The following is a 15,427-nucleotide window of genomic DNA, read 5'->3' as shown; positions in this document are numbered from 1 at the left end:
TCCCCCAATTCGTATTTTTATTTAGCGATATTGCACTTAGGCAACATGCGTTGTTAATGATTTGCCAGACTTGTGATGCAAGCGAGACTCTGCCGCATCAAGATCAGGCACAGCCGCTGAAGGTAATACTTCTTCTTGCTCAATTTGCTTGTTAATACCAAGCTCTTGATTTGCTTGCTGAGTCTTAGATTTGACTACTTCAGCACGTTCACCTTTCGCTGGTGCCCATTCTAAAATTGGCAATGCACGTGCCACGGCTAATGTAATACGATCTGATAATTGCTCGCTTTTCACCGTATATTCAGGAGTAAAGTCACGATCAGTTGCATATACGCCGATTGGTAAAGTTTGTGCTTGGAAGAAACTGAACAATGGACGAAGCTGATGTTCAAGTACCAGTGCATGACGATCACTACCGCCTGATGCTGCTAAAAGTACAGGCACATCGACCAATGCAGTTTGTTCAACAAAATCGAAGAAATGTTTGAAAAGACCCGTAAAAGATGCGCGGTAAACTGGTGTACCTACAATTAAAGCATCAGCTGCTTCAACCGCTGCAAGATCATCTTGCACGCGCTGTGGAAGTTGGTTGCGATAAAATGCACCGCCTAATAAAGGCCCAATTTCGCTTAATTTAATAAAATGAACTTTAATATCGGTTGCTTCGGATAACTCATCAAGAATGGCTTGAACCAGACTTTCCGTTTTAGATGGGGTATTTAAGCCACCAGAAACAGCAACAATATTCAAAGGTTTTGGTGATGTGATACCAGTCATAATTTGGTTCCTAAGCCTAAAACAAGAGATTGGACTTATTAATCAACAACGACGGCAAACTGTAAAATAACGAAATTGGTCAACCTTATCAGTTTTAAATATAAAAGATAAATAGTGGATTTTTATACTTTATTTATCTATTAAGTTGCTGTTTTTATTTTATATAATTATTGGTGATATATTTTTTATAATAAAAAGTAAGCTTATATAAAAAACAGATTAATTTTGATTAAATGTTAAAAAACATCTGAAAATTTTAGCTAAGTTCTGCATTTATCAACATTTTGCATAAAAATGGATAAGATGAACGTATCTTTCATCTAAATAGTAGGGTTACAATAGGCCATACTTATGCTCAAGATTACTTTAATCGCTTATGAATATTTTAATCGTTGATGATCATCCTTTGTTTCGTCATGCTTTAATTCAAGCAGTACGTTATAGCCTGCCACAGGCACAAATTCATGAAACAGCTTCGGTTGATGAGTTTTATGAGCGTTTGGAAAATGGGGCAGAACCTGATCTAGTCTTACTCGATTTAAATTTACCGGGTGCTTCAGGCTTTTCTGCTCTAGTCTATGTACGAGCACAGTATCCAGCTATTCCAATTATTGTGGTTTCTGCCCATGAAGAAACTTCAATTATTCAGCGTGCGATTGCACATGGCGCGATGGGTTATATTCCTAAATCTGCTCATCCAAGTCATATTGGTGAAGCGATTCGTCAAGTATTAGAAGGTGAAATCTGGTTACCACCTAATTTGCCACCTAACCTTAATCTTGATCCAAGAGCGGCAGATGAAACTGCTTTAGCTGAACGTATTCAATCTTTAACACCACAGCAATTCCGTGTTTTGATGATGGTTGCGGAAGGTTTACTAAATAAACAGATTGCCTATGAACTTGATGTTTCGGAAGCAACGATTAAAGCGCATGTGACAGCAATCTTTAGAAAATTAGGTGTGCAAAACCGTACACAAGCCGTATTGGCCATTAGTGCATTAAATATTGAAGATAAGAAAATCTAAAAATAAAAAAGACCTCAGTTGAGGTCTTTTTTATGTGTGCTACTTAAGCAAGGCAATCTTGCTTTGGTGTTAGGCTGTCGCAGTACAAAGGATTGAGTGCACATTGCAAATCATCAATTTGATCTTGAGTCACATAACCTTTCATTTTTAAATATTCAGCTACGCGGTCATCACGCAAGCTTAAAAACGCTGCATCATAAACGCCTAAATCTACAAAAAGTGCGGCTGTTTCTAGGCTATTGAAGCGATCAAGGAAAATATCATTGCCATACATTAAGAAGATATGGTCGAGTTTTGCTTTTTCATCGACATGTAGTCGTTCAGCAAGTTGATCTGGATGAGTTTTAATAAAGAGTAAGTCAGAAAGCTCATCAAACTGAGTCATATCTAGCTGATTTTCGCCAAGTTTGACATGACCAAGCCAAGCTTTGAAAACCAGTACAGCTCCACCGCGAAGTAACATGCTCCAAATTTGATGACGTGTGTCATGATCAAGATTTTCACTTTCAGCGCTAAGCACTTTTAAGAAGTTTTCTTCTTGTTGTGCCAATTTATCAAATAAGCCTAATCCTTGAGGATGATAAGCCGCAGGTGCAAATACATCAAAATTTAGATCATGAAATACATTAAGTGCGAGTGGGACTGCACTTTGATAAATCGTATTTAACGCTTTGATATGGGCTTCATTCAGTTTGCTGTTGGGAAAAATACTTTGCCAATCTAATTCAGGAAGTAAAGCATTGGCACTGTATTGACGATAAAACTGTTGAGATGAGAGTTGGTTTTGTGGGCTGTTATCAGAAATATTCATGGCAATTGTCCTTTGCATTAATTCGTGAGCAGGGGTGCTTAATATAGAAATCGGTTAAAAAATGGTTATACATTTATCAAATGCGTTTGGAATAGTTATGTGTCATCAAGAATGCAAGCAGAATACGACTAAAGTCGTATATGGTGGTTTTGGCTAGATAATAGTTTTAAAAAACAAATATTTATTAAATTGTAACTAAGTATACAAGTGTTCACTTACAAAAAAGATGGGCTTTGCCATAGAAAAAGGGCTGTTGGAAAGTTTAGCCAATTATTTAATCAACAAAAGTAGACTTTTTGAGCAGTTCTGCCTATTGGCTTAAATTAAACCTATAACTTTTGCCAAAAAATCTCTCCCAAACCTATAAAAAGCTTGAGAGAGGAAAATGTTTAATCTGCCGCGCTGGCAATTTTAAGTCCCGATAGCCATGCTCTTAGAGAGGCCGGTTTAAGCGGTTTTTTGAGTAAAACGATATTCAGTTCTTTCAATTGCTGAGGTAATTCTGGATGAGAGTCCGCTGTAATTAAAGCAACCGGAACATCATGCTGTCGATTTTGCATAATAAAATCGACACCGAGTTGGTTGTTATTTAAATGCTGATCGATAAGCCAGACCTGAATATTCTCTTTTTGAATAATCTCAAGTGCTTGTTCTGGTTCAGTGGCTTTAAAAACCTCATAACCCCATCGACCTAATAAGCTACTCATACCCTCGAGAATGGTTTCATCATTGTCTAAACATAAAATCCGGTAGGCTTTAGTTTTTAAAGGCACTGCCTGTACGGTTGGAGTTATCACTTTTGGCGCTTCTACGACGGGAACCTCAATCATAAAGCAGGAGCCTTTATTGAGTTGAGAGTAGACATGAACAGGGTAATTCAACAAACCTGTCATACGCTGCACAATCGCGAGGCCTAAGCCTAGACCTTGCTCACCCCAAGGTGATAAATGCCCACAGCGTTCGAACTCTTGAAACAGTTTAATACGTTGTTCTTCGGCAATTCCGGGACCTGTATCCCAGACTCCAATACGAATATGGTTAGGTTTTTGAGCCGAACGTAATACACCGACAATCACTCGGCCTTTGGCGGTATAGCGCAAAGCATTACTCACAAAGTTTTGAATAATACGTCGTATCCATTGTGGATCTGTGTCAATCCAGAACGATACATCGTGAACTTTGAGTGAAATATTTCGCTGTGCAGCAATTGATTTAAACTGAAGTTCAAGATCACTGAGTAAATCATGTAACGGGTAAGGTTGTCTTTTTGGCTGTATGCTACCGCCTTCTAAACGGGCAATATCGAGTAGGGCAGAGAGCATGCTTTCTGCACCATATAGAGCACGGTCAAGCTGTTGCAAAGTTTGACGGTCTTCTTCTGTTGCAATGCTTTGTTCAAGAACGGTACTAAAGAGACGAGCCGCATGCATGGGTTGTAATAAGTCATGACTTGCCGCTGCAATAAATCGGCTTTTTGACATATTTGCCATATCGGCTTGTTCGCGTGCAAGCTGTTGCTCGGTTAAAGCACCAGCAAGTTGTTGGGTTCGGTCTTTTACGCGCGCTTCAAGTATTGCCTCATTTGCGCGGAAAGCAGTAATGTCGGCGAACGTTGTAACAAAGCCTCCACCTGAAATAGGATTACCGCGCATTTGAATAACGCGTCCATCTTTACGGATTCGTTCAAATTCATGTGCACTTCCGACTTTCATCCAGTGTAAACGTTTACGAACATGTTCTTCGACTGAACCAGGGCCGCATTCGCCGCGTTCAGCGTTATAACGAATCAAATCGGCAATTGGACAACCCACATAAACTAAATCTTTTGGGTAGCCAAACAGTTTTAAATATTGGTTATTCCAAGCCACCAGACACATATTTTTATCAACTACACTCACCCCTTGGGTCATATGGTCAATCATGGTCATGAGCAAGTTTTGATTGAAACGTTGCCACTGTGAGGCTTGGTCTAAAATATTAGCGACTTGTCCTAATGCAAGACCATTATTAATCATTGCTGTAGTGAGCAAAGTACGGGCAGAGGCTGCACCGATAATGCCAGCTAAATATTGTTCGGTAAAACGCCACCACATGCCATTGGCGATACTATTGGGGTTGAGCGTGAGATGATTTTGCTCGCAAAAGTTTTCGAATGCTTGTGTTGTTGGCTGCTCACCAGTAATTCTTTTAGCAAGAGCGAACAGATCACCTACTTTTAAACGTGCAGCATCGTGCGGTAAATAAGTTAAATCGGTAGAGGTATGCGGTGATGGCAAGGGTTTGGTTTCATAGTAGAAAAAGCTTTCTGCCTGAATTTGTTCTGCCACACTTGGGCGGTAAAGTTTAGAAATCCAAATATATAAAACAATATTTAAACCAAGCGACCAGATTACACCGTGTGTAAGTGGCGCAAATGATTCAAAACCAAAAAGTGACTCTGGTCTTAAGGCGTTAATTCCAAAAGGGCCAAAAAGCAAGATACTTTGAGCGGTTTCCTGATAGGCCTCTGGTAAACTACGTAAAATCGTTGGAAATAGTAATGTGTAACTCCACATCAAAAATCCAATAATGAGGCCAGCATAGACACCTTGGCGGCTTCCACCTCGCCAATATAAGCCTCCAATGAGAGCAGGTGCAAACTGGGCAACGGCACTAAACGCCAATAAACCAAATACGGAAAGCTGGTTAATATCATTAAAGAAATGGAAGAATAAAAAGCCAAGTAGCATCACCGCGACAATACTAATACGACGGCTGAATTTAAGAACTTTAGGCAAATGTTTATCGTGACGTGATAGCAACTTAAAACGCCAGAGTGCGGGCATAATCAAGTCATTACTGAGCATGATAGACAAGGCAACAGATGAAACCAGCAACATGCCTGTTGATGCAGAGAACCCACCTAAAAAGGCCAGTAAAGCTAACCATTCTTGGTTATAACTCAGGGGCAATGAGAGTACTGCAACATCAGGTACAGTTAAGAACTTCGGTGCAGCATGTAATGCCCAGCTTGCGATCGGAATAATGGCTAAAATCGTTAAGATCAGATAAACCGCAAACCATTTGCGTGCACCGCGAATATGTTTTTCATCTCGTAATTCGACAACCGCGACATGAAACTGGCGTGGCAGGCAGATAATTGCCAAACCTGCCAATAAGGTCTGAATCCAGAAAGTTTCAGGCACTCCAAATAGTTGAACCTCCTGAAATGTTTGGTTCACATCGGATGTAACTTGAACTAGGTTCGCTGGTGTTTCAAAAATAAAAAATAAAGCAACGCAAATCAGCGCGAATAATTTTACAAAAGATTCAAATGCCACAGCTAACATGAGACCGCCATGTTGCTCGGTATTGGCAATTTGTCTTGTACCAAAAATCATGGCCAAAATAGCCAGTACACTGGTTAAAAGCAAAACACTATTGGTGGTTGTATGGATATGAGCATTCTGTTCCATAATGACAGAAGTACTTAAAGCAATCGCACGTAACTGTAGAGCCAGATAGGGAATAATTGCGATTACAGCCAAAATGGTGACCAGTGAAGCCAATACCCCACTTTTCCCATAACGTGCCGCAACAAAGTCAGCAATTGAGGAAATTGCGTGGTGCTGGCGTACCCGACCTAAACGTCGCCAAATGTCATAGCCAAACCAGACAAATAAGAGAGGGCCTAAGTAAATAGGCAAGAAAATGACGCCTTCTCGAACAGCTGCTCCAGTCGCACCGTAAAATGTCCATGATGAACAGTAAACGCCTAACGTTAAGCTGAACAAGAACATGCGGCCACGTGTACTCAGACGGCTGGCATGCTTTTCACCAAAAAAAGCACAAATAAATAAGAGTGCTATATAAAGGGTGAGTACCCCAATAATCAGCCAGCTGTTCATATGACTCACATGATTAAAACCTTGTGCCTATCATACCCCAAGCAGAAACAAAGCTATAAATTGATTAAATTTTAACGACCAAAGTCTAAGTTACGAATTACACGTAATTTTGCTAACTTTAATCCTGAGAAACTACTATTAAAAAGTGGCCAAGGCTGGGCACAGGGCAAGGAGTTTGGTTATGGATCAGAACCAAGTAGAACAGATTCTACGCAATCCAAAGTTTCAAAAGATGGTCAAGAAAAAAAGTACATTAAGTTGGACACTCACAATCATCATGTTAGTTCTTTATGTGGGTTTTATGCTGCTTGTTGGCTACAACAAAGAATTTTTGATGAGTTCATTTAGTGGCGGTGTAACGACATGGGGAATCCCACTAGGTTTAGGAATTATCGTTTTATCTTTCCTATTGTGTGGTGTGTATTCTTTTATCGCGAATAGTACCCTTGACCAGTTGAGTGAAGAAGCGTTGAAGGAAGTTGAAGCCATCACGCATGAGAAAGGACTACACTAATATGAAATGGAATTCATTAAAAGCGAAAGCTTTATTGGCAGCAGCATCGCTATATTCAACAGTGGCTATGGCCAGTCCAGATCTGGGTGAAGCTGAACAACAAGCAACCAACTGGCATGCTATTATTATGTTTGTCATTTTTGTTGGTTTCACTTTGTTTATTACGAAGTGGGCTGCGAAGCAAACCCAATCGACACAAGATTTCTATACAGCAGGTGGTGGAATCAGCGGTTTCCAGAATGGTCTGGCAATTGCGGGTGACTATATGTCTGCTGCATCTTTCCTTGGTATTTCTGCACTTGTGTTTAGTTCAGGCTTTGATGGCTTGCTTTACTCGCTTGGGTTCATGGTAGGTTGGCCAATCGTTTTATTCTTGGTTGCAGAACGTTTGCGTAACCTAGGTAAATATAACCTTTCAGATGTGGTTTCATTCCGTCTTGAAGAGAAACCAGTACGTACTTTAGCTGCAGTCAGTTCACTTGTTGTGGTGGCATTCTATTTGATTGCTCAAATGGTAGGTGCGGGTCAGCTCATCAAATTACTATTTGGCTTGAACTACAACATTGCTGTAGTCATCGTTGGTTTATTGATGATGGCATACGTAATCTTTGGTGGCATGTTGGCAACAACATGGGTACAAATTATTAAAGCGGTCATGTTACTCAGTGGTGCAACCTTCATGGCATTCATGGTGATGAAAGCAGTTGGTTTTAGCTTCAGCAACATGTTTAGCCAATCAATTGAAGTATTCAGTAAAGTACACGACATCAGTTTGGCCGATGCTTCAAAAATTATGGGGCCGGGTAAACTTGCTGCAAACCCGATTGATGCCTTGTCTCTAGGTTTGGCGTTGATGTTTGGTACAGCAGGTCTTCCACATATTCTTATGCGTTTCTTCACTGTAAAAGATGCAAAAGAAGCACGTAAATCGGTTGTGGTTGCAACAGGTTTTATTGGTTACTTCTATCTTTTAACTTTCATTATTGGTTTCGGTGCGATCCTTTTCGTATCAAACAATCCGCAATTCCTTGATGTTGCGAAAATGGCAGTAACAGGCAAACTTGAGCTTGTTGGTGGTAACAATATGGCAGCCGTGCATTTAAGTGACGCTTTAGGCGGTGACTTATTCATGGGCTTCATTTCAGCAGTAGCATTCGCAACGATTCTTGCTGTTGTTGCTGGTTTAACACTTTCAGGTGCATCTGCAATCTCTCATGACTTATACGCTAACGTATTTAAGAAAGGTCAAACGACGCCTGCTTCTGAACTTCGTATGTCAAAAATTGCGACATTGGGCTTAGCAATCTTCGCCATGGTTTTGGGTATCTTGTTTGAGAAGCAAAACGTAGCATTCATGGTTGGTTTAGCGTTCTCTGTAGCTTGTTGTGCAAACTTCCCGATTCTGGTTCTTTCAATGTTCTGGAAAGGCTTAACAACTCGTGGAGCGGTTATTGGTGGTGTGGTTGGTCTGGTAACAGCAGTAGTACTCATTGTTCTTTCTAAAGCAGTTTGGGTAGATACTTTAAAAATCTCTGATACACCAATTAACCCGTTCAATGGTCCAGCGTTATTTGCTATGCCATTGTCATTCCTTTGCTGTTGGTTCTTCTCGGTAACTGACAACTCTGTACGTGCTAAGAAAGAGCGTGCTGCTTTCGATGCCCAATATGTTCGTTCAATGACAGGTATTGGTGCTTCTGGTGCCTCAGATCACTAAAATCAAAATGAATTAAATATCTCTATCTCATTAAAAGCCCTGCGGGGCTTTTTTTGTTGATCTCATACCTTAGATTGAAAGAAGCTCTTTAATAAAGAACAACTTGTTTGTCCTATTTTCTGTACAGTATGATTTCCTATAATCCAAAGCATAATGAAAAAGGAAAATAATTAAATGCGATCTATCATGGACTTCTGGGCGAGCTTTCGACTGCTACCTTCTGCATGGTTGCTGCTTGTGCAATTTATTTTACTCATTTTGGCCATGCTGACTTTTCATGATGTATTTTATCGAACCCTAACATGGGCTTTAGGGGTGCTGGCCTTGCTGATTATTGCCAAAGTTATTCGCCAGACCCCGATGTTTACTTTTTTAGGCTTAACATTTGTAAGCGGTGCAATTCTGTCATCAGTACTGATTGTGTTGGGATATAGCAATTTATATATTCAACTATTTGCCCATAGCTGTGAAGCTCTGGCCTATTTTTCGGCAGCTTATGGTTTATTTCGTTATATGTTCGCTGACCGATATTTAACAAGAGATGAACTATTTGCGGCAGCAGCAGTCTTTACACTGATTGCATGGGGTTTTGCATTTTTATATAACATTTGCCAGCTTATTTTCCCTTACAGCTTTCAAAATCCAAATAACCCCCATGCTTTCCAAACTTGGCTGGATTTACTCTTTTTAAGCTTTAGCTTGCAGTCGGCTACAGGCTTATCCGACCTCATGCCAATCACTCCACCAGCGCGCGTTTTATCCATGCTGCAAATGTTCTGTGGAGTCATGTATTTAGCTTTAATCGTCACCCGTCTAATTGCTTTACAATATATTACCCACCTCCCTAAAAAAAATTCAGATAAATAATGGAGGAGGTGTTTTAATTTATTTACACCTTTGTAACTGCAATATTCTTTAAGTTTATTTAGAGTGTTATCGGCTTTCTCTATTGAAAGCCCTAGCTTTGTTCATTCTATGAATATCTTATTGGCATTTAAGCCTGTCACTCGTCATTAAAATAACATGGAGGATTTATGCCTTCCAAACAGTCCGGTTGGTTCGCAAACGTTAATCCTAACGTATTTTTGGGCACGGTCATTATTATTGCTTTGTTTTTAGCAGTGGTTGTGATCGCCCCGAGTTCTTTTGAGCTTCTAACACAGCAATTAAAACAGTGGATCACTGATTCATTTAGTTGGTTCTATGTTTTATCTGTTGCTTTCTTTCTCATCTTATTGATTTACATTGCCTGCTCTTCGATTGGACGCATTAAATTAGGACCAGATCATAGTCAGCCTGATTATAACAATGGGTCTTGGTTCGCCATGCTGTTTACAGCAGGGATGGGGATTGGGCTGATGTTCTTCGGCGTTGCCGAACCTGTCATGCACTATGTTAATCCACCAAGTGGTGAGGCTCAAACGATCGATGCAGCACAGCAAGCATTAAGAGTTACCTTTTTCCATTGGGGACTACATGCTTGGGCAATCTATGCTGTAGTTGGGTTAGCTTTGGCTTATTTTGCTTATCGGCATAATTTACCCTTAAAGACCCGTTCAGCACTCTATCCACTCATTGGTAAGAGAATTTATGGGCCATGGGGCGATAGCATCGATATATTCGCGACCATTGGTACGGTATTTGGTGTAGCGACCTCTCTTGGCTTTGGTGTTACACAAATCAATTCTGGTTTGCATTATTTATTTGGAGTAGAGCAAAGCACCAATATTCAAGTCTTACTCATTATTTTCGTGAGTATGTTAGCTTCCTTATCTGTGTTTCTAGGTCTTGATAAGGGTGTAAAACGTTTGTCGGAGTTAAACTTAGTTTTAGCTTTAATATTATTGTTATTTGTTTTCATTGCTGGTCCAAGTATTTATTTACTTCAAACGACAATTCAAAACACTGGGCAATATATCTCTAACCTATTTACCATGACATTCAACTTATATGCCTATCAGCCGAATGGCTGGATTGGTGGTTGGACAATTTTGTACTGGGCTTGGTGGATTTCTTGGTCGCCATTTGTGGGAATGTTTATTGCCAGAGTTTCTCGTGGTCGTACCATTCGAGAATTTATTGTTGGGGTTTTACTCATTCCAACAGGCTTTACCATTATCTGGATGGGTTTTTTAGGTAATGCCGCCTTATTTAGCATTATCCATGAACACCAAACAACATTAATTCAGGCTGTTCAGCAAGATTCGTCAGTTGCGTTATTTGAATTCTTAGGTCACTTACCGTGGTCTGGCGTGATGAATGTCTTGGCAACTATTTTGGTGGTTTTATTTTTTGTGACATCTGCTGACTCAGGGGCATTAGTCACTGACTATTTAACTGCTAAATCTGAAAATTCACCAACTTGGCAGCGTCTGTTCTGGACGGTACTCATGGCTGTGCTTGCAATTATTTTATTGCTAGTCGGTGGCTTGGCTGCACTTCAGGCTTCCATCATTATGAGTGCGTTACCTTTTACTGTCGTCATGCTCTTAATGAGTTGGGGATTAATAAAGGCCTTGCATCTTGATGTCACAAAAATGACAGCCATTCAGGAAGCACGCATTACACCACGCGCGATTCATAATCCAAGGAGCTGGCAACAGCGTCTAGGGTTAATCATGCATTATCCTCATAATGAAGAGGAAGTGCGTGAATACATTGAGAAGCAAGTGGCTGGTGCATTTGAAAATATTCAACATGAATTTAGACGCCGTCATCTTGAGGTTTCAATTAGCCAACTTGAAGATGGTATGCAACTTCGAGTAGACCATCACAATGAAATTAATTTTATTTATAAAGTTGTTCCACGTGAAACAGTACCACCAAGTTTTTTAATTGGACGTACTGAAGCCGAAGACGGACAATATTTCCAAGCAGAAGTTTTCTTAAGGGAGGGTGGTCAGAACTATGATGTAATGGATTGGACGCAAGAAGATTTAATTCAAGACATTATTGATCAATATGAACGTCATCTGTATTTCTTAAATATTGTGCGAAGCTAATCTTTAGGTATAAAAAAGGACTCAATTGAGTCCTTTTTTAATTCGATTTCTAAATTAAATTAGAAACGGAATTTAGTATTTAAGCCGATAGTTTGTGTATCGTAGCTAGTAGACGCATTTTTAACGTCAGCTTTCATGTACGATGCACCAACTGCTAAAGCAGGAGTAATGAAGTAGTTTACGTTACCACCCCAAGCTTGACGGAATTCACCAAGGTCATTACCTTTGATGTCAGCTACGCCATCATTACCAATGAAAGATGCGCCAACACTTAACTTAGGAGTTAAGTAAAGGTCAGTTTTCAAACCGTATTGGTTTTCTTGACCGAAAGCACCAGCAGCTTCAAAACCAATTGCCATGTTAGTTCCATCGATTGGACCTACATATTTAGCACGTGCTGTAACAGCATCTTGGTCGTCTTGAATCGCAGCAGTTTGGTTTACAGCAGAGTAGATACCGTTGCTGATGATGCCAAAGTTGTCTAAAGCGAATTGGTTAGCAACACTTGTATAACCAACAGTCATCAAGAAGTTAGGTAACAACATAGCACCAACTTCTAATGCATAACGGTCACCGTTGTCATCTTTAGAGAAGTTGTTTTTACCATCAACATCAGTGTGGTTGTAAGTTGCGCTAGCATATACAGGAAGGTAAGGAGTAGGAACATAAGCCTCACCTTTAACACCGTAAGTACCAACGTGGTAGTTTACGTTGCCTTGGTCATACTGTTGGTAGCTGTAACCTACAGATACGTTAGAAGCTTGGTTCAAGAAAGCTGCTTCAGCTAAAGGACCTTTAGTGGTATCAACATTTTTTAAATAGTATGTACCAGCAACGTCACCAGTGAAGTTTTTATCGTTTGCAGTTGTGTCAACATATTCAGATTGACCTTGAACTTCAAATTGATAAGCATGAGCACCGGTCATGGCTAATAATACAGCAGTGGCTAAACCAAGTTTTTTCATAATCATTTCCAGCAATAACAAGAGATAAAGCTGGGGTCATTGTATTGTAACAATTTATGAAGTCAACAATGAAAAAAAGGAATGTTAAAGATATTTGACACTTATGTTAAAATTGGTGAAAAACTAATCAAATGAAAAGTAAATTGTCAACCTGATAAAAAAATGAACATTTACAAGAGGCTAATAATTATATTTCATAACGAATTTAGAAATAAATGTTTAAAAGTTATTACAATTACGATTGGAAAAAATGATTAATACGATCGGTTTTAACATTAAGTAAATTGTAGAGTTGCTTATATGCTGAGTAAAAAATCACCAATTTATTATCGTATTCATACTATTTTGAGGAGTAGTTAACAATATTTAGATTAGTTTAACTAAAAAATTTAACTATTTTTAATTATTATATAAGTGAATAAAATAAAAGAAATCTCTATTTTAAGTTGAAAAATCGATTAAATTTTTAATTCTGATTAATTTAATCGACTTTACAAAAGTAGAGATAAGTCACATAATTCAATCGCAAAGTTCACTGCCTAACGTTTTTAGGATTTAAAGTGCTTTCCCAGATACGATGTGTGTATCACATCAGACTTTACGAGCTCAGCTTTCCCCAAGGTTGAGCTTTTTTTTATCTATAAGAAAATCTTAAAATTATAAGAAAATTTATATGAACTTTATTGGAAAATAATAGAACAAAAAGAACCCAGCTTAAAGCTGGGCAGTGGATGCTGGGAGAAGCGCATCCAAGAGGATAACTAGATATGTTTATTATCATTGCTAAAAATTTTTAATCTGTAAAATAGAGTTTTTTTATAAAAATCATTTAATTTTTCGATACTATTTATTTAAGCTTACTAAAATCTAGAAGCCGTATAATTATTAAAAGAGAAATGAAGGTTTTATTGATGAAATTCTAGTTATTAAAATGCTAGGATGGATTTAAGCCTAATTTATATCGTATTAAAAATGGCAGGACATTTACGGAGTACCAGCTAGAAATGTCAGGATTACGTTCAGAGCATATTAGTAATCGACTGTTCTTTTTTATGCTGGTTATTATTTTGTCCTTATTATTCATGGCTGTACCGCTTATTGTGGGAAGCTATCAGGATTATATAAAAACTAGACAAGCCTTAGCCGAAATAAAAAGTTTAAGAGCAGTAGCTGATATTGCCTATAAAATTTCTAAGGAGCGTGCTCCTGCCAATAAGATGATGTCGAGCAGCCCTAGTGATTTATTAAAGAATCAGCAAGAATTAAAAAAGTTTCGTTTAATTGTTGATGCGCAAATTGATACAAGCATTCTTATCTTAAAACAAGCAGGCTATGTTTCATTAGCAAATGAGCTGCAAACTAATTTCAAAGAAAACCTTAGGCAAGCCCGACGTGTCGTTGATTATTATGGTGAAACTCCTTATGGAGCCAGAACTTCCGTTCAAATGGATAACGCTATTTTAGGGATGTTTGGAGTCTGGGATCATTGCAGGGAAATACTGCAAAAACTGATGTTGCAGCTAAAAAGTAAAGATAGCCGTATTTCTAATTACTTTACGCTCATTATAGTTCTAACCGATATGCGCGATCAGGCGGGACGGATGGCGTCTAATATTATTGCTCCTGTGAGCTTTAATGAAGAAATTCCAAGTAATAATCGCGCACGTTCTCTGCAAACTCAGCATCAATCTAGATATTTATGGATTTTGGTCGATACCTTGCAGCCTGAACAGGCAAAGACTCCTGAATACCGTCGGTTATATGCCCGAGTGAAATCAGAATTTATAGATAAGGGTATTCCGATTGTACAAAACCTATTAGATGAAAGCCAAAAAGGGGAGCCATATGATTTAAATGGCACCCAATTGACAGAAGCAATCGTAGGTAAATTTACTACAGTGGTTGATTTACAAAGTTATATTCTTGATGAAAGTGTAGCAATTGCAACTCAAGAAAATATAAGTGCCCGAAAAGGTTTTCTTTTAACTTTATTAATATCTTTAATTTCTTTAGCCACAGCGTTACTTACGCTGAATTATGCACAAAGAAGGGTATTTTCTCCTTTAATAAAAGCAAGGACTTTAATTTTAGATTTATCGCGTAGTTCTAATCATTGGACAGATGAGATGAATATGACAACAAAAGGTGAATTTCTTTCCCTGTTTGAAGCGATTGATCGATTACAGCGTATGTTGCAGCAGCGCGATGCTTTTGAATTCCAATTAAAGAATATTGCCAATACAGATCCATTAACTGGTGTGTCCAACCGTCTAGCTTTATCTGAATATTTAAAAATTGTTGAAAGTTACCCTCAAAAATTTATGCAAACCTGTTTAATGATTATAGATATTGATCGTTTTAAACAGGTGAATGACCAATATGGGCATATTGTAGGCGACCATGTGATTGTCAGTATTGCCGAGCAATTAAAGCAAAATATTCGAAGTTCGGATTTAATTGTTCGTTATGGTGGAGATGAGTTTTTAATATTATTAGAACAAGTGCAATTTGTAGATGCTCGTCTTTTAGCAGAGAAAATTCGGATTGCGATTTCTTTAGAAGAGATTTGTTTATCTGGTTCAGATGAAAAATTGCATGTGTCTGTCAGTATTGGTTTTGCCATAGGCGCGGCGAGTTGGATCGAGCTTTTAGAGAAAGCTGATCGTTCACTATTAAGAGCTAAGGCCCGAGGTCGGAATGCAGTTGAGGGGTAAAAAAGCCGGAAAT

10 protein-coding genes are annotated in these 15,427 nt (G+C 38.8%); 6 read left to right on the top strand and 4 right to left on the bottom strand.

The features are described 5' to 3' along the window. Positions 1–36: 36 nt before the first annotated feature. The gene (msuE, locus tag AC1PJP_RS03145; protein WP_005300671.1) at positions 37–777 is read right to left on the bottom strand and encodes an FMN reductase; all 741 of its coding nucleotides are present in this window, start codon (positions 775–777) and stop codon (positions 37–39) included. 376 nt (positions 778–1,153) lie between these two features. Here msuE and AC1PJP_RS03140 point away from each other — a divergent pair, with 376 nt between their 5' ends. Next, a complete protein-coding gene (locus AC1PJP_RS03140; protein WP_013196611.1) occupies positions 1,154–1,804 on the top strand; it encodes a response regulator in 651 nt (216 codons plus the stop codon). 43 nt (positions 1,805–1,847) lie between these two features. Here the strand turns inward: AC1PJP_RS03140 and AC1PJP_RS03135 are convergent, their stop codons facing one another. Both AC1PJP_RS03135 and AC1PJP_RS03130 read right to left on the bottom strand, forming a co-directional pair. Further along, complete coding sequence (locus AC1PJP_RS03135; RefSeq protein WP_013196612.1) at positions 1,848–2,615, bottom strand: hypothetical protein; 768 nt, start codon at positions 2,613–2,615, stop codon at positions 1,848–1,850. 389 nt (positions 2,616–3,004) lie between these two features. After that, a complete protein-coding gene (locus AC1PJP_RS03130; protein WP_479766552.1) occupies positions 3,005–6,502 on the bottom strand; it encodes a hybrid sensor histidine kinase/response regulator in 3,498 nt (1,165 codons plus the stop codon). A gap of 181 nt (positions 6,503–6,683) precedes the next feature. Between AC1PJP_RS03130 and AC1PJP_RS03125 the strand changes: the two genes are divergently transcribed. From AC1PJP_RS03125 to AC1PJP_RS03110, 4 genes are all read left to right on the top strand, one after another. Beyond that, a complete protein-coding gene (locus AC1PJP_RS03125) occupies positions 6,684–7,016 on the top strand; it encodes a DUF485 domain-containing protein (protein WP_004790008.1) in 333 nt (110 codons plus the stop codon). A gap of 1 nt (position 7,017) precedes the next feature. After that, positions 7,018–8,733 carry a cation acetate symporter gene (locus AC1PJP_RS03120; protein ID WP_296520043.1) on the top strand — a complete coding sequence of 572 codons (1,716 nt, stop codon included), beginning with the start codon at positions 7,018–7,020 and terminating at the stop codon, positions 8,731–8,733. A 174-nt stretch (positions 8,734–8,907) separates the two neighbouring features. Continuing rightward, positions 8,908–9,600 (top strand): ion channel, encoded by a 693-nt coding sequence (locus AC1PJP_RS03115; protein ID WP_416716213.1) that lies wholly within the window; start codon positions 8,908–8,910, stop codon positions 9,598–9,600. Positions 9,601–9,767: 167 nt separating this feature from the next. Continuing rightward, positions 9,768–11,735: a BCCT family transporter gene (locus AC1PJP_RS03110; protein ID WP_479766516.1), complete on the top strand. Its 1,968-nt coding sequence runs from the start codon at positions 9,768–9,770 to the stop codon at positions 11,733–11,735. Positions 11,736–11,794: 59 nt separating this feature from the next. On the opposite strand, the gene omp33-36 is transcribed toward AC1PJP_RS03110, so the two are convergent. Continuing rightward, complete coding sequence (omp33-36, locus tag AC1PJP_RS03105; RefSeq protein WP_005300691.1) at positions 11,795–12,700, bottom strand: porin Omp33-36; 906 nt, start codon at positions 12,698–12,700, stop codon at positions 11,795–11,797. A 1,004-nt stretch (positions 12,701–13,704) separates the two neighbouring features. Between omp33-36 and AC1PJP_RS03100 the strand changes: the two genes are divergently transcribed. After that, positions 13,705–15,414, top strand: a complete 1,710-nt coding sequence (locus tag AC1PJP_RS03100; RefSeq protein ID WP_151988738.1) for a GGDEF domain-containing protein — start codon at positions 13,705–13,707, stop codon at positions 15,412–15,414. Positions 15,415–15,427: the final 13 nt, after the last annotated feature.

This window comes from Acinetobacter sp. V116_7 (assembly GCF_056735735.1).
Note: the sequence above shows the minus strand (reverse complement) of the source record. Positions and strands in the feature narration are given on the sequence as shown.

What these genes read in the sequence shown, in the direction of transcription:
- AC1PJP_RS03115 (WP_416716213.1), top strand. Translation starts at nt 8,908, where the DNA reads ATGCGATCTATCATGGACTTCTGGGCGAGCTTTCGACTGCTACCTTCT.
- AC1PJP_RS03125 (WP_004790008.1), top strand. Translation starts at nt 6,684, where the DNA reads ATGGATCAGAACCAAGTAGAACAGATTCTACGCAATCCAAAGTTTCAA.
- omp33-36 (WP_005300691.1), bottom strand. Translation starts at nt 12,700, where the DNA reads ATGAAAAAACTTGGTTTAGCCACTGCTGTATTATTAGCCATGACCGGT.
- AC1PJP_RS03135 (WP_013196612.1), bottom strand. Translation starts at nt 2,615, where the DNA reads ATGAATATTTCTGATAACAGCCCACAAAACCAACTCTCATCTCAACAG.
- msuE (WP_005300671.1), bottom strand. Translation starts at nt 777, where the DNA reads ATGACTGGTATCACATCACCAAAACCTTTGAATATTGTTGCTGTTTCT.
- AC1PJP_RS03110 (WP_479766516.1), top strand. Translation starts at nt 9,768, where the DNA reads ATGCCTTCCAAACAGTCCGGTTGGTTCGCAAACGTTAATCCTAACGTA.
- AC1PJP_RS03100 (WP_151988738.1), top strand. Translation starts at nt 13,705, where the DNA reads ATGTCAGGATTACGTTCAGAGCATATTAGTAATCGACTGTTCTTTTTT.
- AC1PJP_RS03130 (WP_479766552.1), bottom strand. Translation starts at nt 6,502, where the DNA reads ATGAACAGCTGGCTGATTATTGGGGTACTCACCCTTTATATAGCACTC.
- AC1PJP_RS03120 (WP_296520043.1), top strand. Translation starts at nt 7,018, where the DNA reads ATGAAATGGAATTCATTAAAAGCGAAAGCTTTATTGGCAGCAGCATCG.
- AC1PJP_RS03140 (WP_013196611.1), top strand. Translation starts at nt 1,154, where the DNA reads ATGAATATTTTAATCGTTGATGATCATCCTTTGTTTCGTCATGCTTTA.